Genomic DNA, 20,413 nt, shown 5'->3' on the forward strand with positions numbered 1-20,413 from the left:
ACTATTCCGCCAATCTAAAAAACGACGTTTTTTAGTTGGCGCTGGGCCGGCGCTAATCCCCTGGGCGGGCGCAGCGTCAGGCCGCTGCGCGCACAGGCCGCAATGCCGCCATGATTTCGCCCGCCAGGCACTCCACCGCCGGCGAACTGCTGTTGCGTCCCCTGATCAGCACGACGTCGAGCGGCTCCACCGGCGGCAAGCCCTCCGCTTCGCCCAGCCGCACCAGGTGCGGCGGGATGCTGCATTCGGCCAGGGCCGCCACCGCCAGTCCCGCATCGACCATCGCCACGATGCCCAGCAGGCTCGGGCTGCTGTAGGTCGCGCCGTACGGCCTGCCGCACTTGTCCAGCGCGGCCAGGGTGTGCGCGCGCGCCACGCAGCCCTGGTCGAACAGCGCCACCGGCAGCGGCGATTTTTTCCACACCGCGTGCCGCTGCGAACCGACCCAGGCCATCGCTTCACGCCGGATCAGGCTGCCTTCCAGGCCGTCGTCGCGGGTCACGAACGCGAGGTCGATCTGCCCCTTTTGCAGCAGGGGTTTGAGCAGCGTGCTTTGCAGGCAGACCAGCTCGATCTCGACATTGGCGAACAGCTTGGTGAAGCGCTCCAGCACCGGCGGCAGCAGGGATGCCACGTAGTCGTCGGGCGCGCCGAGCACCACGCGCCCGACCACCTCCTGCGTGCGCAGCGCGGCCAGCGCCTGTGCCTCGAGCGCGAGCATCTGGCGCGCATACGGCAGCAGCCGTTCGCCCGCCGCCGTCAATTCGATGCGGCGCGTGTGGCGCGCGAACAGCGCCTGCCCGACCGTCTCTTCGAGCTTCATGATCTGCATGCTCACCGCCGCCTGCGACCGGTGCACCACGTCGGATGCGCCGACAAAGCTCATGTGCTCGGCCGCCGCGACAAAGGTACGCAGCTGGTTCAGGTTCAGGTCTGGTTTCATGGTTTCGATTATCGAATGAATTTCATCAAATAAATCAGCTTGTTTGATGTGTTGCGCTACCCGATGATAGCCCGAAACCCCTCACCGGAGCAGATCATGACCAATCCCGCCCTATCGTTCGCCGCCGCCATGCTCATGCTTGGCACGCTGGGTATCTTCTTCCACGAAGCCGCGCTGGCGCCCGTGATGACCGTGTTTTTCCGCTGCGCTTTCGGCGCCGCCATCTTGCTGGCGTATTGCGCGTACAAAGGCATGCTCAAGCGCAGCAACGTCTCGTTCCATAACCTGATGCTGGCGCTCGGCAGCGGCATCCTGATGTGCGGGAACTGGGTGATGTTCTTTGAAGCGATCGCCCGCGTCGGCATTTCCGTGACGACCATCGTGTACCACGTGCAACCGTTCCTGGTCCTGATCTTCGGATCGCTCCTGCTCAAGGAACGCGTCAGCGCCAACAATATCGGCTGGGTCGCGCTGGGCTTCGCCGGCCTCGTGCTGGCATGCGGACTGCGCACCGGCATGGCGCTCAGTTCCAGCTATCTGATCGGCATCGCCTGCACGCTCGGCGCGGCCGTTGCCTACGCCGGCGTCACCCTGAGCACGCGCGCCATGCGCGGCATGCCACCGCATCTGACGGCATTGACCCACTGCCTCACCGGTACCGTGCTTACGGCCGGGTTCTTCAGCATGCCCGCCAGCGGCATCGATGCGGCGCAGTGGGGCTGGCTGGCCGGCCTCGGATTGATTCCCACCGCACTTGCCTACGTGATGGTGTACGGCGCCACGCCACGCATGAACACGGCCGTCATCGCCGTGCTCACCTTTCTCTATCCGGCTGCGGCGGTGGTGGCCGACTTCCTCGTCTACGGCCACGCGATCGGCGCGCTGCAGCTGGCCGGCTTTGCGCTCGTCGCCAGCGCCACGCTCGGGGTCAACCTGCAATGGCACTTTTTCCCTTCCCTGAAAGGCGCATGATGCATCCCTATCACACCCGGCGCGCGCGCCTGATCGCGCACATGCAGAAGCACGGCGGCGGCGTCGCCATCATTCCCACGGCCTCCGAAGTCATGCGCAACAACGATGTCGAGTATCCGTTCCGGCACGACAGCTATTTTCATTACCTGTCCGGCGTGACCGAGCCGGACGCCGTGCTCGTGCTGGTGGCCGGGCCGCAATCGCGCAGCATCCTCTTTTGCCGCGACAAGGATGCCGCGCATGAAATCTGGCATGGATTCCGGCATGGTCCGGACGGCGCCTGCGCGCATTTCGGTGTCGACCAGGCGTTTTCCATCGCGGCGCTCGACCAGCACCTGCCCGGCCTGCTGGCCGACGCGCCTGCCCTGTACGCCGGCATGGGCCGCAACCCAGCCTTCGACGAGCGCCTCAACGGATCGCTGCGCGCCGTACGCGGCGCGGCGCGCTCCGGCATGCGGGCGCCGGCGCTCATCCACGACGTCCACATGCTGATCGATGAAATGCGGCTGTTCAAGGATGGCGGGGAGCTCGACCTCATGCGGCGCTCCGCCGCCGTGGCGGCCGACGCCCATCTGCGGGCCATGCGCGCAGCGCGTGCCGGGCTTGCCGAATACCAGGTCGAGGCCGAGCTGCTGTATGAATTCCAGCGCCAGGGCGCGGCCGCGCCGGCGTATCCATCCATCGTGGCGGCGGGCGCGAATGCCTGCATCCTGCACCACAACCCCGGCCGCACCCGACTGCGCGATGGCGAGCTGCTGCTGATCGATGCCGGCTGCGAGCTCGACAGTTACGCGTCGGACATCACGCGCACCTTTCCCGTCAATGGCCGTTTTTCGCCCGCGCAAAGGCGGATCTACGAGATCGTGCTCGACGCCCAGTTGGCCGCGCTCGCCGCGGTGAAGCCCGGGGCGAGCGTCCTGGCGCCGCACGAGGCGGCGGTGCGCATCCTGTCCCAGGGCATGCTCGACACGGGCTTGCTCGATGCCGACCGCGTCGGCTCGCTCGACGACGTTATCGGCAGCGGCGCCTGGCGCCAGTTCTTCATGTGCAAAACCAGCCACTGGCTCGGCATGGACGTGCACGACGTCGGCAGTTACCGCGAACCGGGCGGCGATGCCTGGCGCATCCTGCAACCGGGCATGACGCTCACCGTCGAACCGGGCCTGTACATCCGGCCGGCGCCGGGCGTGCCGGAGCAGTTCTGGCACATCGGCATCCGGATCGAGGATGACGTGGCGGTGACGCCATCGGGGCGGGACGTGTTCAGTGCCGGCGTGCCCAAGGCGATCGGCGACATCGAAGCGCTGATGCGTTGACAACGACACGCCGATGACGCACGCTGAGGGCTACAGAACCTATCAGGAGCGCAGCGTGAACCTTTCCCCGGCCATTCCCATCCTGCGCATTTTTTCGGAGCAAAAAGCCAGGGAGTTTTATCTGGATTTCCTCGGCTTCGCTTGCCAGTGGGAACACCGCTTCGAGGAGGGCATGCCCTTGTACATGGAGGTCAAGCGTGGCGACCTGGTCATCCACCTGAGCGAACACCATGGCGATGCCACGCCTGGCTCGACCATCTTTGTCCATCTCGATGACATCGACGCGCTGCATCAGGAACTGACCGCGAAAAACTATGCCTATGCGTGTCCGGGCGTCGACGACCTGGCGTGGGGCCGGGTGATGCAAGTGGCCGATCCTTTCGGCAACCGCATCCGGTTCTGCCAACCATCGACCTGACCGTTGCTGGTACGACAGCTACATCTGCCGAAAATGGTGCAGATAACTCCGGCTGACCGGCAGTACCTCCGCGCGATCGCGCAAGTGCAGGTCGGCCGTCTCGTTCACCCCGCGCACCACTTCGCTCACATAATGCAGATTGACGATTACCGAGCGGTGAATCTGCACGAAGCGCTCCGGATCTAGTTCATCGCCCAGTTCGCGGATGCTCTTGCGAATCAGCGCCTCGCCATCGTCCCACACCACCGAGGTGTACTTGCCGTCCGCGCGCATGAAGGCCACCTGCCCGACCGGAATCAGGCGCACCCGGCTGCCGACCGACGCCTTGATCCACTGCAACCAGTTGCGCGTCCCGCTGCGCTGGCGCAGTTCGCTGGCCATGCGCTCGAGCACCGCGTCGAAGGCCGCACCGGCATCCGGCGCGCGCCCCAGCCGCTCCTGCAGACGTTGCACCGTGTCGGCCAGGCGCGCCGCGTCGACCGGCTTGACCAGGTAATCGATGGCGCCCTGCTCGAAGGCCTGCACCGCATACTGCTCGTAGGCGGTGATGAACACGATCTGCGCCCGCCGCGCCAGGGCCCGTGCCGCCTCGATGCCGTTCAGGCCCGGCATGTGCACGTCCAAAAATACGATCGCCGGCTGATGCTGGTCGAACAGTTCGACCGCCTCGCTGCCGTTGCGCGCCTCGGCCACGATCTCCAGCTCCGGCCACAGCCGTGCCAGTTGCGCGCGCAGGTGCTCGCGCAGCAGCGGTTCGTCGTCGGCGATCAGGGCGGTCGGGTGCTTCATGTGGCGCTCCGTGGGAGAAAGGTCAGTTCGACGTGCAAGCCGTGCGGCGCCTGTTCGTGTAAATCCAGCTTTGCGCCAGTGCCGTAAAACGCTTGCAGGCGCGTGCGCACATTGGTCAGTCCGGTGCCCGGCTGGCTGAGCTCCGACATGCCCATGCCGGTGTCGCTGACCCACAGGCTGACGCGGCCGCTGGCGGCATCGAGCTTGCCGCCGACCTCGATGCAGCCGCCGTCGAGGCTCGGATCGATGCCATGCCGCACTGCGTTTTCCACCAGCGTCAGCAAGGCCATCGCCGGGAATGGCAAGCCGTTCAGCGCCGGTGCCGTCTCGACTTTGAATTGCAGGCGGTCGGGCATGCGCATATGCATCAGTTCCAGATAGGCGCGCACCAGTTGCAGTTCGGCGTCGAGGGTGGCGTCGGCATCGTTCAGGCGCGGCATCGCGGCCTTCAGGTAGGCGATCAGATGGCGCAGCACCGGCCCCGCATTGTCGGACTTGGCCTCGACCAGCGCCGCGATATTGGCCAGCGTATTGAACAGGAAATGCGGCTCGATCTGGGCTTGCAGCAGGCGCAAGCGGGTGTCGAGCAGCTCGCGCTCCAGCGTATGGTGCTCGCGTTCGGCCTGCAGGCGCGCGGCACGCTCGCGCGCCTTGCGTTCCAGGCGCAGCGCCACCAGCGTCACCAGCATCCCGACCACCAGCGCGACCACGGCCAGCATGATGTAGCCATACACCAGCTCGCGCTTGGCGGGCCTGTGTTCCGTCAGCCGGAAAATGGCCAGCGTGGCCAGCGGCGCCATCAGCGCCACCGCCAGCAGCCGCGCCAGGGCCGACGGCAGCAGGCGCTGGCGCAGCGCGCCGGTCGCCGTGTAGGTGAACAGCAGGGCGATGGCGATGAAACCGATGCGCAGCAGCACCGACAAAAACGGTCCCGACGACAGCGTGGCCAGCACCCACGTCAGCTGCAGCGTGACCAGCGTCACCACCAGCGACTGGCGCACGGTCGGCAGCGCCGGATGGCGCGAGGGCAGGGGAGGTGGCGGCGCGTTCATCATCCCGCCACAATAACCGTTCGCCGACCGTCGTTCAAGCCCGGAAAACCGCCGCCGGTCGCGCCGATCGGCGCGCGCCCTCGCCAGGCGGCCCGCATCCTTCTACTGTGGACACAGGCGACATCACATGAAAGGAAGTCACATGAACTTGCAAACTGCTGGGGGCAGGCCGCGCGCGGCGCCAGGAACCACGGCGGGCCCGGCCGCGTGGCACGCCAGGGTCGATGCCGCGCTGGCGTGGTCGGCGCGCTTGTGGTTCGGCGTGGCCGTGCTGGGACAACTGCTGTTCGCCTGGTATGTGGCGGTGTTTTACGGCGGTGCGCTGGCGCACGGCGACCTGGCGCAGTGGAACAAGGTCATGCCACGCGGGTATGTGGCCGGCGACACGGCCGGCAATGCCGCCATCGGCCTGCACCTGCTGGCGGCGGTCGTCATTACTATCGGCGGCGCGCTCCAGTTATTGACGCCGCTGCGCCGCCTGGCGCCCACGTTTCATCGCTGGAACGGGCGCGTGTATGTGCTGCTGGCGCTGGCGTCCAGCGTCGTCGGCCTGTACATGGTCTGGTGGCGCGGCGCGGTGGGCGGCCTGGTGCAGCACGTGGGCATCAGCGGCAACGCGGTGCTGATCGTGCTGTGCGCGGCCCTGGCCGTGCACCATGCGCGCGCCGGCCGCGTCGCCCTGCACCGGCGCTGGGCGCTGCGCCTGTTCCTGGCGGTCAGCGGCGTGTGGTTTTTCCGGATCGGCCTGATGGCCTGGATCGTCGCCAACCACGGACCGGCCGGATTCGATCCTGTGACCTTCCAGGGGCCGTTCCTGAGCTTCCTGTCGTTTGCCCAGTACCTGCTGCCGCTTGCGGTGCTGGAGCTGTATGCGCGCGCACAGGCGAGCGGGCACGTGGCGGCGCGCGGCGCCATGGCCGTCGCCATGCTGGGGCTGAGCGCGGCCACGGCCGCCGGGGTGGCTGCGGCGGCGATGATCCTGTGGCTGCCGCATCTGTGAGGTGGCGATCAGGCGGGGAAAGCCTGTGCCGTGGTGCACACGGTCAGCGAGGCGTCGGCGGGCACCGGCAACCCTGACCACACCCAGTTATGGTGCGCGATGATGGCCGGCGCGGCGAGGTGCGGACGGTCGGCGGTGGTGTGCGCATCCGACAAGGCCACCACGCGCAATCCGCGCGAGGCCGCCGCGCGCACGGCGGTGTCGACGCAAAATTCCGTGGCGAAACCGCAGACATACACGGTGGAGGTGGCGCTGGCCGCCAGCTGCGCCGCCAGGTCGGTCGCGGCGAAGGAGTCGCCGGCCAGCTTGTCCAGCGTGCCGTCGGTGGCATGCTTTTCCAGCGCCGCGATCACTTGCCAGGGCGCCGAGCCGATGCGGGCGTGCGCATCCGCATGCTGCACGAAGATCACCTTGCCGCCCTGCGCCCGGATGTGCCGGGCGGCGTGATTGATGCGTCCGACCACGCCGGCGGTGTCGAAACACGGTTGGGCGGGATTGTCCAGCCATGCGTTCTGCATGTCGATGATCAGGAGTGTGTTCATGGGTTCGGCGCGTTGTGAATGAAGAAGCGCCCAGTGTTATCGAAAACGACACCCTGATCAACCCGCATCCGGTTCGGAGATTGGTAACCAGCGCTTGCGAATCCGGACGACCGGCATTCCTACAACCGGGGTCTGACCTCTGATTAGAAACAAAGGTCTGATGAGAAACAAAAAGACGCGGCATTAGCGGCCTGACGGGCATGTCGCGCTTGTGGGAATAAAAATGTGTCACATCGGAGGTCAGACTCCGGCTCGGAAAGACACAATGATGCTAGTCAGAGGTCAGACCCCGGTTGGGGAAGCACGGGCACGGCGTCGGCCAGTTGGCGGCCGAACAGCGTACGCGACCATTGCTGGCGGTTGCCGATCACGTACAGGCGCCGCTTGGCCCTGGTCGCGGCGACGTTGATGATGTTGGGCCGGCCGGCAGCCCAGTTGCGCGCGCCGTCGGTCTTTCCACCCAGGACGAACACCACCGTTTCGCACTCTTTGCCCTGGAAGGTATGCACCGTGCCCACGTGCCCGTGCAGCCACTTGGCGATGGCTTCGTCGTCGGCGTCGCCCGCCCACTCGCCGGCGCGTGCCCGCAGCAGGCCGGTCAGCTCCTGCGCCACCGATTTGAATGGCGAGATCAGGAACAGGTCCGGCAAGCCGTGCGCCTTGCCGACCCAGCCATTGCTGGCGTAGCGCACCACGATGTCGGCCGCCAGCGCGCCTTCGCGTGCGTTGTAGTGCTCCTCGAACTCGCCCACGGCGATGTCGTGCCAGCGCGAGGGACCGAGCAGCGGCCGCAGCACGCTCGCCTGTTCTTCCTCGGCACGCGCCGGGCCGTAGACCATCTTGGCGTTGTAGGCAATCTGGTTCGACAGCGAAAACATCGGATCGGCGCAGCGCCGGTGCACCCGCAGCGGTGCGCCGACCCACAGGTCGCTGCCGTCGTACTGCACCACATGCGCGCCGAAGCGGTTGCCGCGGTCGGCCAGGTGCTGGGCCGAGTAGGCGGTCAGCTGGTGCCCGGCCGGCGCCTGGTGGTAGCTCAGGATGCCGTAGTCGAGCTTCTTGTCCATCGTGATCACCGGCTCGACCTGCAGCGGGTCGCCCACGATCAGGGCGCGCTTCGAGCGCCAGATGGCGCCCAGCGCGTGCGAGGGCACCGCCTGGCCAGCTTCGTCCACCAGCAGCAGGCCGATGTCTCCTTCGCCCAGGTCGGCGAAGCAGCGCGATACCGATGCGAATGTGCTCGACACCACCGGCACGGCGAGGAAAAAGGTGGCCCACAAGTGGCGCGCCATGGCCGGCAAGTGCGGCTGGATGTAGCCTTCCTGCGCCAGCATGGCCAGCGCCAGGCGGAAGTTGGTTTCGAATGGCTTGCCGGCATGCTTGAGGAACGCCTTGTGCAGTTGCATGGCGGCGACGAACACGGTGGCGCGCGCCGCGTGATACCTGGCGTTGCTGCGCGGCAGAGACTTCTGCTGCTGCTCGACCGGGAGCGCGGCAAACGCGGCCGGGTCGAAGGCGGCCTCGCCCAGCGTGGCGGCGAGCGCGTCGAGACGCTGGCGCACGCTGCGCAGCGCGGCGGCGCGCGTGGCGGCATCGGCCTGTGCCGCCTGCCAGTTTCCGGTGCAGGTGCCGGCCCTGGTTTGCGCTTCCAGGCGCGCCACGGTCAGGCGCGCGCGCTCGCCGCGCAGGCTGTCGTACTCGTCCGACAATGCTTGCTGGCGCGCCTGGCATGCGGCGAATGCCGCCTTGCGGAAAAAGCGTGCCAGTAACTGGCGCCAGGCGGGCCATTCGGTAGCGTGCAGTTCGCGTTCGCGCAGATTGGTGGCGATGGCCGACGCATTGCCGACGCCGCCTGCATCGAGCGCGGCCAGTGCCGCCTTGGCCTCCTCGTTGTGCCGGCGCGCCGCTGCTGCGGCGGCGTCGGCGGCCGCACACAGCTCGCGCGCCGCCTTCCATTGCGGCAGCGTGCCGTCGTAGTCCAGGATCGCAGCCTGGATCGCTTCCACCTCGGCCACGGCCGCGTTGAAGCGGGTGCGCGCCGCTTCCCAGTTGAGCGAGGCGCCGGCGCCGGCAAGCTGTTTCGCCAGGCCAGAGTCCTTGAAGGCGCCAAGGCGGTTGGCCACCAGGCTGCGGTTCGCCTTTTTGCCGAGCGGGACCGAAATCAAGCCCCAGCAGCGGATCTTGCCATGCTCGTCGCCGGCGTCGTCCCCGGGCGCACTGGCCTCGCCTTCGTCCCCCTCGCCCGGCGCTTTTTTCTTTTCTTCGTTGAGGATCGCTTCGGCGCTGGCGGCGAAATAGTCGAATGGCTGGCCGTCCACCAGCAGCGCTTGCGGCGCCACTTTCTTGATGCTGGGCAGGTCGAGCGTGATGTTCTCGACCGCCTTGTTGTTCTCGCTGGCGACCACGATGCCGGTGTCGAGCAGGCGTTCATCGAGGTGGAAGCAGGCGCCCTTGTAGGTGACACCGCTGCTGTTGGCCGGATACTCGACCTGGTGCGGCGCGCGCGCGAACGCGGTTTCGGGATTGGCGAATTGCACCAGGATCCTGGCGCGCTCGACCACGCGGGCGGCGATGATGTCCATCAGCAGGGTGGTCTTGCCGGTGCCGGGCGGGCCGTTGACCGAGAAGATGCCGCCCTCGGCCAAGGTTTCCAGGCCGATGTTGACGGCCACCTGCTGCATCAGGAACAGCGGGAACTCGGTCGGCCAGCGTCCCACCGGGAAACGGCGCGGATCGAGTGCGGCGTTGACCGCGCCGGGACGGGTGATGTCGCGTCGGGCGCCGTCGCGTCGGGCGTCGCTACGTCGGGCGCCGTCGCGTCGGGCGTCGCTACCTCGGGCGCCGTCGCGTTGGGCATCGCCACCTTCGTGACCGTCGAGGTAAGCCTGGATCTGGGCCGAGCCGGGGCCGTGTTCGGCGTCCTGCAACATGCGCTCGAGGTCGTCGAGGTAGAAGGAGTTGACCGGGTCCAGCTCCGGCTCGCGCGGAAACTTCTTGCCGCGGCGGTCGACCAGCGCCACCTCGTGCGCGCACAGTTGGGCGCGCGCGAGCAGGGTGCGCGGTTTCCAGTCCAGCTCGCTGATGAGGAAGTCGGTGACCTGCTCGAACCAGTCGGCGTCGGCAATGCCGTGGTTGCCCATGGCCAGTTCGTGCAGCTTGTTCTTCAGGCCGAACAGGGTCGCGCCATAGCCGATCCGGGTCCGGTTTTTCTTTTCCGCGAAGGCAACGGCGAACGCGGCCAGTTGCAGCGTGTCGACGCTGGGCCGGCCATCCGAGGCAATTTCGATCGCGCACAGGAAGGTGTTGCCCCTGGCCGGATGGAGGTGGTTGCCGCTGAATTTTTCTTCGGCCGCGTCGAGCGGGAACATCTCCACCAGTTCGGCCTCCAGCACGCCTTTCTCGACCAGGCCGAACCAGACGAAATACTTGTGCTGGCCATGCGGCGCGTCGTCCGCCAGCGTGCCCCGGGGCGCGGGCAGCCACGGTAACTTCTCGTCGTAGCGCCTGAAGAAGGCGGGCCGCTTGCCCGGTTTGGGAAGATCCGGATACATGAGCGCTTCGACATCGAACCAGTATCGAAGCGTGTTGACATACTGTGCAGGCATAGGATTCTTCCGGGAGTATGGCTACCCGGGGTGAGCGCGCGGGGAAGCCAGCTTGCATGACCGTGCGGGCGATCATTTGACAAGGCGGAATTGTAACTTCACCGACGCAAAAACATGGGCTGATTTCACATTGGCGCACGCTGCCGGCGGAGCAGGATCCTGGTCCGCGCCGCGCCGCGCCGCGTATCTGCGGAGGATGCGCTGCGCTGTGCGGCGCAGCGCAGCGCTCTCCGGCGGGGCGCTGTCCGGCGCAGCACTCTCCGGCGCGGTGCTATGCGGCGCGGCGTTCTCCGGCGCGGCGCTGTCCAGCGGGGCGCTATCCTACCCGGCGTAGTTGACCGGGTTGCCGGCCAGCGGCGCGTGCGCGTCGCCCGGGGCCGGGCTGGCGCTGGCCTGGTCGACCATGTGCGCGTAACCGCTGAAGTCGGCTACCTCGAAGCCGAACGGCAGGCGCGTGGCGGCCTTGTCGTAATTGGCGTGCGGGCGCACCGCCTGGCACAGGTCGTCGCGGTTCCAGCCGGTGGCGATCGCGTGGGCGATCAGGCGGCCCTGCTTCTTGGCGATCGGGGCCGGGCTGCCCCACAGCGCCGGCGCGCCGGTGAACCACAGGCCGGGGTAGCGCGCATGCAGCACGTTGCCGACCAGCTGCTGCGGCACTTCGCTGCCTTCGGCCAGGATAGCCTGGCTCTGGTAGCCGGTGCAGCAGACGATGATGTCGGCCTCGCAACTGCTGCCATCGACGAAATGGACATGGCGCTCGCTTACCTGCGCCAGCGCCGGGCGCAGCGGGACCATGCCGCTGCGTACCGGACCGAGCATGGCGTCGCTGACGGTGATGCGCTGGCGCCCCACATCGATTTCGTGGCTGGACGGGTCGACCGCATGGCCGACCGCCCCGTGCGAGCGGCAGGCTTCCCACAGCCTGGCCTGGTAGCTGTGGCGGTAGGCATCCTTGAGCGCGCGCGTGGCCACATCGATCGGGTTGCCGTGAATCATGCGCGGCACCAGCCAGGTCGGACTGCGGCCCGACAGCACCAGTTGCTGCGCCACCGGAAACAGCCTGGCCGCGCACTCCATGGCGGTATTGCCCAAACCGACGATCAGTACGCGCTGGCCGGCGAAGCGGCTGATGTCGCGCACGTCGGACGAGTGGATGATGCGGCCCGCAAAGTCGGCCGCTCCGGCGATCTCGGGCAATTGCGGCGTGTGGTACAGCCCGCCCGCGTACACCACTTGCTCGAAGTGGCGCAGCAGGGGCGCGGCGGCCTGGTCGGCGCTGGCGATCAGCAGGTCGGCCCCGCCCGCATAGAGCGATGGCGTCACGCACAGCACCTTGGTCGAGGTGAAGATGCGCGAGGCCAGGCCCTGGCGCTTGACCGTGTCGAGGCATTGTTCGGTGTAGGCGGCCCAGCTGCCCGTCTCGGGGCGCGACAGCGGCAGTTGCGCGGCCGCGTTCTGGACCAGGTCCGGGTAAATCGCCGACAGCGGGTCCTTGCCCCACAGGCCGCCCGGCTGCGAGCGCGCCTCGAACAAAACCGGGTCCAGGCCGCGCTGCAGCATCTCGGCGGCACAGGCCAGGCCGCTGCTGCCGGCGCCGATGATGGCGATGCGCGGCCGGTTCAGTGCGCCGCCGGCGACACGCGCGGCCAGGTCGGCGAAGGTAGGCAGGGCGGCGCTCACCGGCACAGCTCCGCGCGCCCGGCGCTACCCGACACAGTGCAAGGGACCGGTAACGCCAATTGCCAGGATCGGGACACCACATCAACAGATCGAATCAGGGACATCGTCTTCACCACTCGCAGGACGGATAAATGAAACGGCAGGCTTTTTTGTGCCGGCCGGAAACGCATAGTTAATGCCGGTTGGGCACTTTTGCGAAATATTGTTATTTCGTCGGGGCGATTAAAAACGATTTGGCATCAGAGTGTCAATCAATATTGCGCAGGCATTACTAATGGCAATTTACGTCGCATAAGAAAATGTCTTAAGTAATTGAATTTAAACAGGTTTGGTTTTCGCTTCTATTTCGGGGGGTGTTGTTGTTGCGCCAATTGAGATGTTGAAAATTCGATCACGATTTACTCGCCCACCGGGACCGCCGCGCCAGCCTGGTTGCATGGACGAGAAAACCCCTGATGATTAATTGAACATTAATTGTTATGGCAAAAAAACCATATTTGTCATGGTCTTGTCATATTCATTTGCCTGTTTATTAAGCTGAGTGCGCCTTAATATGCGGCATGGGAATGGCGCCCGGCGGCGCGCTATGCCAAATGGCACAGTAAAAGGTTGTATTGACACATATTCGACGACTTATTGATTTGGATCAGAGTGGCGGTAAAAAAACGCCCATCCGTATCCGGCTGCCGGAGCGTATCGGCTGGAAATGGCGGTCTGGAAACTAGTTAATCGATTGCAGGCTATGATTGACATCCGGTACACATAATTTGAGGAGTCATTGAATGGTTGAGGCAATCCGCGTTCCCGAGATAGTTCCGCTAGAACACATCCTGCCGGACGAACCCTTGTTGATGATGGGCGCGGGCCCGGTGCCGATTCCGCCCGCCGTGGCGGCCGCCAATTCGATCGTCATCAACCACCTCGGCGACACCATGAACCAGGTGATCGCGCAGGTGAAGGAGATGGGGCGCTACGTGTTCCAGACCAGTTCCTCGCACGTGATGGGGGTCGGCGGGCCTGGTTCGGCGGCGATGGAAATGGCGATCGCCAACCTGGTCCATCCGGGCGACCGGGTTTTATGCATCTGCAACGGCTATTTCAGCAAGCGCATGGCCGAGATGGTCAGCCGCGTGCGCGGCGAGCCGACCCTGCTGCACATCGACAACAATGAAAGCGCGAGCGTCGAGCTGGTGCAGCGCGAACTGGCCAAGGGCAACTATGCCGCCATTACCCTGGTGCAGGGCGAAACCTCGAACACGGTGTGCAACCACAGCCTGGGCGGGATCGCCCGCATGGCGCACGCGCACGGCTGCCTGGTGATCGTCGACGCCGTCTGCACCCTGAGCACGATGGCGCTCGACATGGATGCCTGGCAGGTCGACGCGGTGATCACGGGCGGGCAGAAAGGCTTGTCCTCGATTCCCGGCGTGTCGCTGCTGGCATTCTCGGAACATGCCTGGGCCAAAAAAATTGCCACGCGCAGCCACCAGCCCTATCACTGGTGCCTGGACGCCCAGTTGGCCGACCAGTTCTGGAACCAGAAGTCGTATCACTACACGGCGCCGGTATCGGGCATCCTGGCCCTGCACGAAGCGCTGCGCCTGGTGTGCGCCGAAACCCTGCCGCGCCGCTTCGCGCGCCACCAGCAATGCTCGGAAGCGCTGCAGGCCGGGATCGAAGCGCTGGGGCTGGAATTGCTGGTGCCCAAGCAGCACCGGCTCAATTCGGTGATCGGCATCGTCACGCCCGATCATGTTTCGTCCGACGTGGTGCGGGCGCACATGTCGCGCGTGCACAAGGTGGAAATTTCGGGCGCGTTCGGCCTGAACATCCTGCGCATCGGCCAGATGGGCGAGCAGAGCCGCGCGCACAACCTGTTCCGCACGCTGCACGCCTTCGGTTCCAGCATGCAGGCCGGCGGCGCCAGCCTCGACCTGCCGGCCGGCATGGCCGAACTGGAACGCTCGCTGTCGCGCCATGCGATCGCGCAGCCGGCCAGCTGATAGCGCGATCCGGCGCGAGCTGTCCGGCCAACCCGGGCGCCCGGGCCGCCAACGCCAGGCGGCGCCGGCGCGAAGGCAGGTGCCGCGCGCGGCGCGTTCAAGGGGCCCGGCGACACCGATTGAACGGTCACGGGAACTTCGCGCACGCTTTCGTGCTCCAAGCTGTACACGGTTGCGCTGGCAGCCGGATGCACACCCGGGGAGAGTGGCCATGCTCAAGGAGTTCAATGCCGTATCGTTGTTGCGGTGGCACGACGCGCAGCTGGACGATGCCCGCTTGCCGGCCCCGGCCGGCCACGTGGTCTGGCGCTGGGTCGAGGCCAATCACTGTCACAACCGCCTGCTGTGGGATGAAGAAGACCGCGCCCGCCGTCCTGATGCCGGCAGCGCCGCCATTGCCGCCAGCAAGCGCCTGATCGACCGCCACAACCAGCTGCGCAACGATGCCGTCGAAGCGCTCGACGAAGCGCTCGACGAAGCCCTGCTCGCGCAGCTGGCCGGCATGCCGCCCCGGCCCGGCGCGCGCCTGAGCAGCGAGACGGCGGGCGCCATGGTCGACCGCCTGTCCATCCTCGCGCTCAAGGTGTTCCACATGCGCGTGCAGGCCGGGCGCACCGAGGCCGGCGCGGAGCACGTGAACACCTGCCTGGCCAGGCTGCAGCGCCTGGTGCAGCAGCGGCACGACCTGGCCTGCTGCCTCGACCGCCTGCTGGCCGAAGTCGCCAGCGGGCAAGCCTACTTCAAGGTCTACCGCCAGTTCAAGATGTACAACGACCCCGCGCTCAATCCCTGGCTGTACGGGGCGGCGCCGGGCCGCGACTGCGGCGGGGCCGCGCCATGAGCGACGAGCGCATCGATGTCCTGATACCGACCTGCAATCGGGCGGCGGCGCTGGCCGTGACGCTGACGGCGCTGGCATCGCAAACGGCGCGCAATCTGCGCATCGTGGTGTCCGACCAGTCCGATGGCGATGGCGCCGCCGCCAGCGCCGAGGTGCGCGCCGTGCTGCGCTACCTGGCCGCGCGCGGGCTGCCGGTGGACCTGCGGCGCCATCTGCCAAGGCGCGGCATGGCCGAACAGCGCGCCTTTTTGCTGGCGCAGGCTGCGGCGCCGTGGTGCCTGTTTCTCGACGATGACGTCATCATCGAAAGCGACCTGATCGAGCGCCTGGCGCACACCCTGCGCCAGCAGCGCTGCGGCTTTGTCGGCAGCGCCCTGCACGGCCTCAGTCACCGGCATGACTGCCGGCCGCACCAGCAAGCCATCGAGTTCTGGGATGGGCAGGTCGAACCGGAACTGGTCGCGCCCGGCAGCCGCGCCTGGGAAAGGCACCACTTGCACAGCGCGGCCAATCTGTTCCACGTGCAGGCGCAACTGGGCATCGGGCGCGAGGCAACGCGGCCGTATCGGGTTGCCTGGATCGGCGGCTGCGTGCTGTTCGATACGGCCAAACTGCGCGCCGCCGGCGGCTTCGATTTCTGGACCGAGCTGCCGCCGGAGCATTGCGGCGAGGATGTGCTGGCACAACTGCGCGTGATGGCACGCTCGGGCGGCTGCGGCATCGTGCCGTCCGGCGCCTACCATATGGAATTGCCGACCACCGTGCTCTCGCGCCGGGTCGATGCGCCCAGGGTGTTGCTGTGAAGGGCGGGCAGCACGCGCGGCTGGCCCGGGTGCGCAACATCGTCGTGCTGCGTCCGAACGCGCTGGGCGATTTTCTGTTCTGCCTGCCGGCCTTGCACGCGCTCAGGCACAGTTATCCGGACGCGCAGTTGTTGTACATCGGCCTGGCGTGGCATGCGGCGTTTCTGCAAGGGCGGCCGGGGCCGGTCGATGCCGTCGCGATCATGCCGCCGTATCCCGGCATGGGCGTGGGCGGGCCGGACGATGCCGATCCGTTCGCTGTCGAAGCGTTTGTGGAAAACCTGCGCATGAGCGGGGTCGATCTTGCCATCCAGCTGTTCGGCGGCGGACGCCACGCCAACCCGTTCATCCGGCGCCTCGGTGCGCGCCTGGCGGTGGGGATGTGCGCCAGCGACGCCGAGCCGCTCGACCGTAATGTGCGCCATGAAGGCTTGGTCAACCGGCGCCTGCAATTGCTGGAAGTGGCGGCGCTGGCCGGTGCGGCGGCGTGGCCGATGCGGCGCGAGCTCGATGTCACCGGGGACGACCTGGCCCAGGCGGCGCGCCTGCTGCCGCCCGCGCGCGACCGCCCGCTGGTGTTGCTGCAACCGGGGGCGAGCGATGCGCGCCGGCGCTGGCCGGTCCGGCGTTTCGCGGCGCTGGCCGATGTGCTGGTGCGGGCAGGAGCGCGGGTGGCGGTCAACGGGACGGCGGAGGAAGCGCCGCTGGTGAGGGAGCTTATCGGGGCGATGCGCCACCCGGCGATCGATCTGAGCGGCAAGGCATCGCTGGGAGCCTTGTGCGGGATTCTGGCGGGCAGCGCGCTGGTGGTATCGAACGATACCGGCCCGCTGCACCTGGCGCTGGCGATCGGCACGCCTGCCGTGGGGATTTACTGGCTGACCAACCTGATCGAATCCGGGCCGCTGCGGCAGCATGGCCATCGCGCGGCGGTATCGCTGCGCGTGCACTGTCCGGTTTGCGGCGAGGAAAACATCCGGACGCGCTGCGCGCATGATGCGAGTTTTGTCGATGACGTAAGGCAGGATGAAGTCAATGCGCTGGCGCTGGGGCTGCTGCGAGAGGGATGCGGCGCGGGTGCGCGTGGCGTGGACTCAAGCAGCGTTGGCCGCCGGATTCAAGATTCGCATATCCGCAACTAACGCCGCTGTTCGCTACCTCGGCCTTCACCCCCCCTCCCCCCCGTCGTTCCTGCCACTGGCAGAAACGACTTCCCGCGCAGGGCTAGGCGCCCCCACGGCAACCCAAGTTTGTCGAGCCGCCAGTTACGGTACGAAATTGGGGGGGACGCATGCGTTCCCGCCTGCGCGGGAACGACGAGCTCGCGAACGGCGAGCCAGCAGGAGCTACGAGGCAGGGGCTGCCCGACGAGGCAGGGGAACGAGGAGGTAGGGGGAACGACGACGAGGCAGGGGGAACGACGAGGCAGGGGGAACGAGGAGGTAGGGGAAACGACGAGGCAGGGGGGACGAGGAAGTAGTGGGAACGAGCAGGCAGGGGCGGTACAAGCGGCGTAGCCGCAATGACGTCGATAGTGTCCGGAACGATGCTCACCGCCGCATCGCCAATGCCCTTGCCTGATCAAGCACGGTCTTCGCCTGCTCCCCGAACGGGTCCCACAGACAGCGATGCAACTGCTGGTCGAGCGGCGCCCAGCGCCGGATATCCGCCTTGCTGAAAATAACCACGCTGCGCAGCCTGAGCCCGGCCGCGATGTGCGACACGCCCGTATCGTTGCAGATCAGCAGGCGCGCGCGGCTCATCAGCGCCGCCATCGCGCCGATCGACAAGGGCCCGGCCGCATCGACCGGTGCACGCCGCATCAGGCGCGCCACGGTGGCCGTCAGCGGCACCTCGGCGGGCGAGCCGGTCAGTACCGTTTTCAGCCTCGGCCGGATCGCCAGCTGGTCCGCCACTGCCGCAAACCGCGCCGCCGGCCAGCACTTGTCGGCGCAGCGCGCGCCCGGATGAACGCACACATAGCTGCCCGGCGCCAGTCCGCGCGCCACGCCGCTCGCTTCCAGCTCGTGCTCGTCCGCAGCGGTGATGGGAAACTCCAGCTGGGGACCACGCGCCGGCGCGCCAAGGCCCGTCGCCAGTTCCAGCAGCCGCAGCGGTTCCGCCCCGGTGTCGGGAAACGGAATCAGGCATTCATCGCCGCCGCCCGGCGCGGCTCCGAACCCGCCCATCGCGCGCGCGCCGAATGCGCGCACCACCGCATTGCTGTACTGGCCGTTGCCGTGCATTTGCAGCGCCAGGTCGAAGCGGCGCGCGCGCATGCCGGCATAGAAGTCATGCAGCTGGTCGAGCCTGGCGGCCTGTTCGGGAAACGCATGGTGGCCGGGGAAGGGAATGAACTCGTCGATATAGGCGCTGAAGCGGCGGGCGAACTGGTCCGCCCAGGGCAGGCCGACCAGGCTGATGCGCGAGCCCGGCATGGCCGCGCGCAAGGCGCGCAGGGCCGGCACCGCGCACAGCATGTCCCCGAGCTGAAGCGCGCGGAAAATGACCACCTTGGCCTTGTCGTGCCGGGCTAACCAGGAGGATGTCGTCATGGGATCATGTCATTGAGGTGAGCGTCGTTGCCGCCGCCTGCGCAGTCCGGCCATGCCCGCGCGGGCACTGTGGTATGACCGGGCGGCGTCGCCTGCGTTCGATGCGGTTCGCGCCAGTTTGATCCAGATCGCATCGGGTGCCGCTTGCAGCGTCCTGGCCGGGCAATCCATGCTTGAAAAATGCGGTATGCTGCCTGCAGTCCACAACACAAAAGGCTGGCCGCATGCTTCAGATGCCCTCAACGTTTACGCCGCTGATCACGGCGCAATCCCACTCCGATCCGGTGACGTTTGTCTTCCATGGCGGCCGCCTGCTGCTGCGCGAAGCCGACCTGGGCATGCCCTCCGCGGACGCGCTTGCCCGCCTGGACATCGCGGGCACGCCGCATCCGGTCGGCATCCTGGGCGGGCGCTATTGCCAGACCCTGTGGCACGCCAGCGAGGAGCTGGCCCTGCCCGGTTACACCTGGCGCAGCGTGCGTTCCCTGTTTGGCGGTTTCGACGAGGACTTGCTCAGCGTGGCCGGGCGCGCCAGCCAGATTGCCGAGTGGGCACGCACGCACCGCTTCTGCGGCGCCTGCGCCCAGCCGATGCAGCTGAAAGCGGGCGAGCGCTGCTATGTGTGCAGCGCCTGCGGCATGATGGCGTATCCGCGCATTTCGCCGGCGATGATGGTGTTGATCCGCAAGGGCGACCATGTCTTGCTGGCGCTGCACGCCGCCTCGCCCAGCAAGCGCTTCACGCCGCTGGCGGGCTTCCTGGAAGCGGGCGAATCGGTGGAAGAAGCGGTGCACCGCGAAGTGTTCGAGGAAGTCGGCTTGCGGGTCCACAACCTGCAATATTTTTCCAGCCAGTCGTGGCCGTTTCCTCACTCCCTGATGATTGCCTTCACCGCCGATTATCTCGATGGCGAGATCCGGGTGGACCCGAGCGAAATCGTCGAAGCGCGCTGGTTCGGGCCGAACGACGTATGGCCCGAACGCATTCCGCATGTTTCCATCTCGACCGTCCTGGTCGAAGCCCACCGTCCCGACCGCGCTCGCTGACGGCGGGCGCAGGCCTCAGGGCTTGGGGCCCGTGCCGCGCACCTGGACCGTGCGCTTCATCAGGTCGAACCAGAACGGGGCGCCGAACAGCGCGGTGGAGGCGGTCAACACCCAGCCCGCGACACTGAGCGCGAACGCGCTGTTCCAGGCCGGAGGAAACTGTTCCCAGCCAACCGGCAAGGTCCACAGCATCTGCATCACTTGCGGGTTCAGGGTGGCCGGCGCCGCGCCGATGTGGGCCGCCAGCGAGGGATGCTCCCACAGGGTCCGGAACAGGTGGATGCTGTCGATGTTGAACAGCGCCGCCAGCAGCAGCGACAGCAGCACGCTGACCACCATCGAGTGCCGCTTGTAGAGGCCGGACACCCTGTCCATCGCACTGTCGAACCAGCCTTCCACCGATGCCTGGAAGCGCGCCATGTCGCCCCCGGCGCGCTGGTAAATGCCTTGCAGCGCACGCTTGATCTGCGGATCGGTCAGGGCGTCGATGTCGCGCCCGAGCTGGTCGTAGTCGCCCGGAATCGACTGGATGGCATCGATCAGGGCGATCGCGAAATGCTCGGGCTTGATGTACGAGGGCTTGGTCCCGATGTCCTCCTGCCCGGGAAGCGCCGGGTTGCCGTGCGGATTGACCAGCGCATGGGCGTACAGGGTGCGCGCCAGGGCGGTGAAATCCGGATCGTTGAGCATGCTCTTGATGCCTTCGAGCAGCCCGCGTGCGCGCAGTTTCAGCGCCGACGCCAGTGCTTCCTGTACTGTGCTGACAATCAATGCTACCGTCGCGTAGCAAAAAGTCAGGCCAACCGCCACTTCAAGGACTGTGCTGTTGAACATGGATCCTCCCGATG

General features: G+C 66.9%; 18 protein-coding genes. 10 read left to right on the forward strand and 8 right to left on the reverse strand.

Features of this window, described 5'->3' with window-relative positions; all coding sequences use genetic code 11:
• Window positions 1-76: 76 nt before the first annotated feature.
• A complete protein-coding gene (locus PO883_RS12135) occupies window positions 77-943 on the reverse strand; it encodes a LysR family transcriptional regulator (protein ID WP_289309993.1) in 867 nt (288 codons plus the stop codon).
• A 96-nt stretch (window positions 944-1,039) separates the two neighbouring features.
• Between PO883_RS12135 and PO883_RS12140 the strand changes: the two genes are divergently transcribed.
• From PO883_RS12140 to PO883_RS12150, 3 genes are read left to right on the forward strand one after another with little or no spacing between them, the layout of a single operon-like run.
• The gene (locus PO883_RS12140) at window positions 1,040-1,915 is read left to right on the forward strand and encodes a DMT family transporter (protein ID WP_289309994.1); all 876 of its coding nucleotides are present in this window, start codon (window positions 1,040-1,042) and stop codon (window positions 1,913-1,915) included.
• Window positions 1,915-3,231, forward strand: a complete 1,317-nt coding sequence (locus PO883_RS12145; RefSeq protein WP_289310048.1) for an aminopeptidase P N-terminal domain-containing protein — start codon at window positions 1,915-1,917, stop codon at window positions 3,229-3,231. The genes PO883_RS12140 and PO883_RS12145 overlap by 1 nt, the downstream gene beginning before the upstream one ends.
• 55 nt (window positions 3,232-3,286) lie before the next feature.
• Entirely contained in the window at window positions 3,287-3,649 is a 363-nt protein-coding gene (locus PO883_RS12150) for a glyoxalase superfamily protein (protein WP_289309995.1), read from the forward strand.
• A gap of 18 nt (window positions 3,650-3,667) precedes the next feature.
• Here the strand turns inward: PO883_RS12150 and PO883_RS12155 are convergent, their stop codons facing one another.
• Entirely contained in the window at window positions 3,668-4,438 is a 771-nt protein-coding gene (locus PO883_RS12155; protein WP_289309996.1) for a LytTR family DNA-binding domain-containing protein, read from the reverse strand.
• Window positions 4,435-5,490 (reverse strand): sensor histidine kinase, encoded by a 1,056-nt coding sequence (locus PO883_RS12160; protein WP_289309997.1) that lies wholly within the window; start codon window positions 5,488-5,490, stop codon window positions 4,435-4,437. The genes PO883_RS12155 and PO883_RS12160 overlap by 4 nt, the downstream gene beginning before the upstream one ends.
• Window positions 5,491-5,632: 142 nt before the next feature.
• Here PO883_RS12160 and PO883_RS12165 point away from each other — a divergent pair, with 142 nt between their 5' ends.
• Window positions 5,633-6,490, forward strand: coding sequence for a DUF2306 domain-containing protein (locus PO883_RS12165; protein ID WP_289309998.1), 858 nt, complete (start codon window positions 5,633-5,635; stop codon window positions 6,488-6,490).
• Window positions 6,491-6,498: 8 nt separating this feature from the next.
• Here PO883_RS12165 and PO883_RS12170 read toward each other — a convergent pair whose 3' ends face one another.
• Both PO883_RS12170 and PO883_RS12175 read right to left on the reverse strand, forming a co-directional pair.
• Window positions 6,499-7,032: an isochorismatase family protein gene (locus PO883_RS12170; RefSeq protein WP_289309999.1), complete on the reverse strand. Its 534-nt coding sequence runs from the start codon at window positions 7,030-7,032 to the stop codon at window positions 6,499-6,501.
• 275 nt (window positions 7,033-7,307) lie between these two features.
• Window positions 7,308-10,637, reverse strand: coding sequence for a DEAD/DEAH box helicase (locus PO883_RS12175; RefSeq protein ID WP_289310000.1), 3,330 nt, complete (start codon window positions 10,635-10,637; stop codon window positions 7,308-7,310).
• A gap of 196 nt (window positions 10,638-10,833) precedes the next feature.
• Between PO883_RS12175 and PO883_RS35105 the strand changes: the two genes are divergently transcribed.
• Complete coding sequence (locus tag PO883_RS35105; RefSeq protein WP_373890055.1) at window positions 10,834-10,971, forward strand: pentapeptide repeat-containing protein; 138 nt, start codon at window positions 10,834-10,836, stop codon at window positions 10,969-10,971.
• Here PO883_RS35105 and PO883_RS12180 read toward each other — a convergent pair.
• Window positions 10,959-12,317, reverse strand: coding sequence for an NAD(P)/FAD-dependent oxidoreductase (locus PO883_RS12180; RefSeq protein ID WP_289310001.1), 1,359 nt, complete (start codon window positions 12,315-12,317; stop codon window positions 10,959-10,961). The two genes, PO883_RS35105 and PO883_RS12180, sit on opposite strands and share 13 nt — an antisense overlap.
• 782 nt (window positions 12,318-13,099) lie before the next feature.
• On the opposite strand from PO883_RS12180, the gene PO883_RS12185 reads away from it, so the two are divergent.
• From PO883_RS12185 to PO883_RS12200, 4 genes are all read left to right on the forward strand, one after another.
• Window positions 13,100-14,320 carry an alanine--glyoxylate aminotransferase family protein gene (locus PO883_RS12185; RefSeq protein ID WP_289310002.1) on the forward strand — a complete coding sequence of 407 codons (1,221 nt, stop codon included), beginning with the start codon at window positions 13,100-13,102 and terminating at the stop codon, window positions 14,318-14,320.
• A gap of 211 nt (window positions 14,321-14,531) precedes the next feature.
• Window positions 14,532-15,161 carry a DUF4254 domain-containing protein gene (locus tag PO883_RS12190; protein ID WP_289310003.1) on the forward strand — a complete coding sequence of 210 codons (630 nt, stop codon included), beginning with the start codon at window positions 14,532-14,534 and terminating at the stop codon, window positions 15,159-15,161.
• Window positions 15,158-15,964, forward strand: coding sequence for a glycosyltransferase family 2 protein (locus PO883_RS12195; RefSeq protein WP_167086126.1), 807 nt, complete (start codon window positions 15,158-15,160; stop codon window positions 15,962-15,964). Before PO883_RS12190 ends, PO883_RS12195 begins: the two co-directional genes overlap by 4 nt.
• Window positions 15,961-17,106, forward strand: a complete 1,146-nt coding sequence (locus PO883_RS12200) for a glycosyltransferase family 9 protein (protein ID WP_289310004.1) — start codon at window positions 15,961-15,963, stop codon at window positions 17,104-17,106. Before PO883_RS12195 ends, PO883_RS12200 begins: the two co-directional genes overlap by 4 nt.
• Before the next feature lie 408 nt (window positions 17,107-17,514).
• Here the strand turns inward: PO883_RS12200 and PO883_RS12205 are convergent, their stop codons facing one another.
• Window positions 17,515-18,519 (reverse strand): glycosyltransferase family 9 protein, encoded by a 1,005-nt coding sequence (locus PO883_RS12205; protein ID WP_289310005.1) that lies wholly within the window; start codon window positions 18,517-18,519, stop codon window positions 17,515-17,517.
• A gap of 224 nt (window positions 18,520-18,743) precedes the next feature.
• On the opposite strand from PO883_RS12205, the gene nudC reads away from it, so the two are divergent.
• Complete coding sequence (gene nudC, locus PO883_RS12210) at window positions 18,744-19,565, forward strand: NAD(+) diphosphatase (RefSeq protein WP_289310006.1); 822 nt, start codon at window positions 18,744-18,746, stop codon at window positions 19,563-19,565.
• 15 nt (window positions 19,566-19,580) lie between these two features.
• On the opposite strand, the gene PO883_RS12215 is transcribed toward nudC, so the two are convergent.
• Window positions 19,581-20,399 carry a hypothetical protein gene (locus PO883_RS12215; RefSeq protein ID WP_289310007.1) on the reverse strand — a complete coding sequence of 273 codons (819 nt, stop codon included), beginning with the start codon at window positions 20,397-20,399 and terminating at the stop codon, window positions 19,581-19,583.
• Window positions 20,400-20,413: the final 14 nt, after the last annotated feature.

The sequence above is a fragment of the Massilia sp. DJPM01 genome, assembly GCF_030348125.1.
Taxonomy (GTDB): domain Bacteria; phylum Pseudomonadota; class Gammaproteobacteria; order Burkholderiales; family Burkholderiaceae_D; genus Telluria_A; species Telluria_A frigida.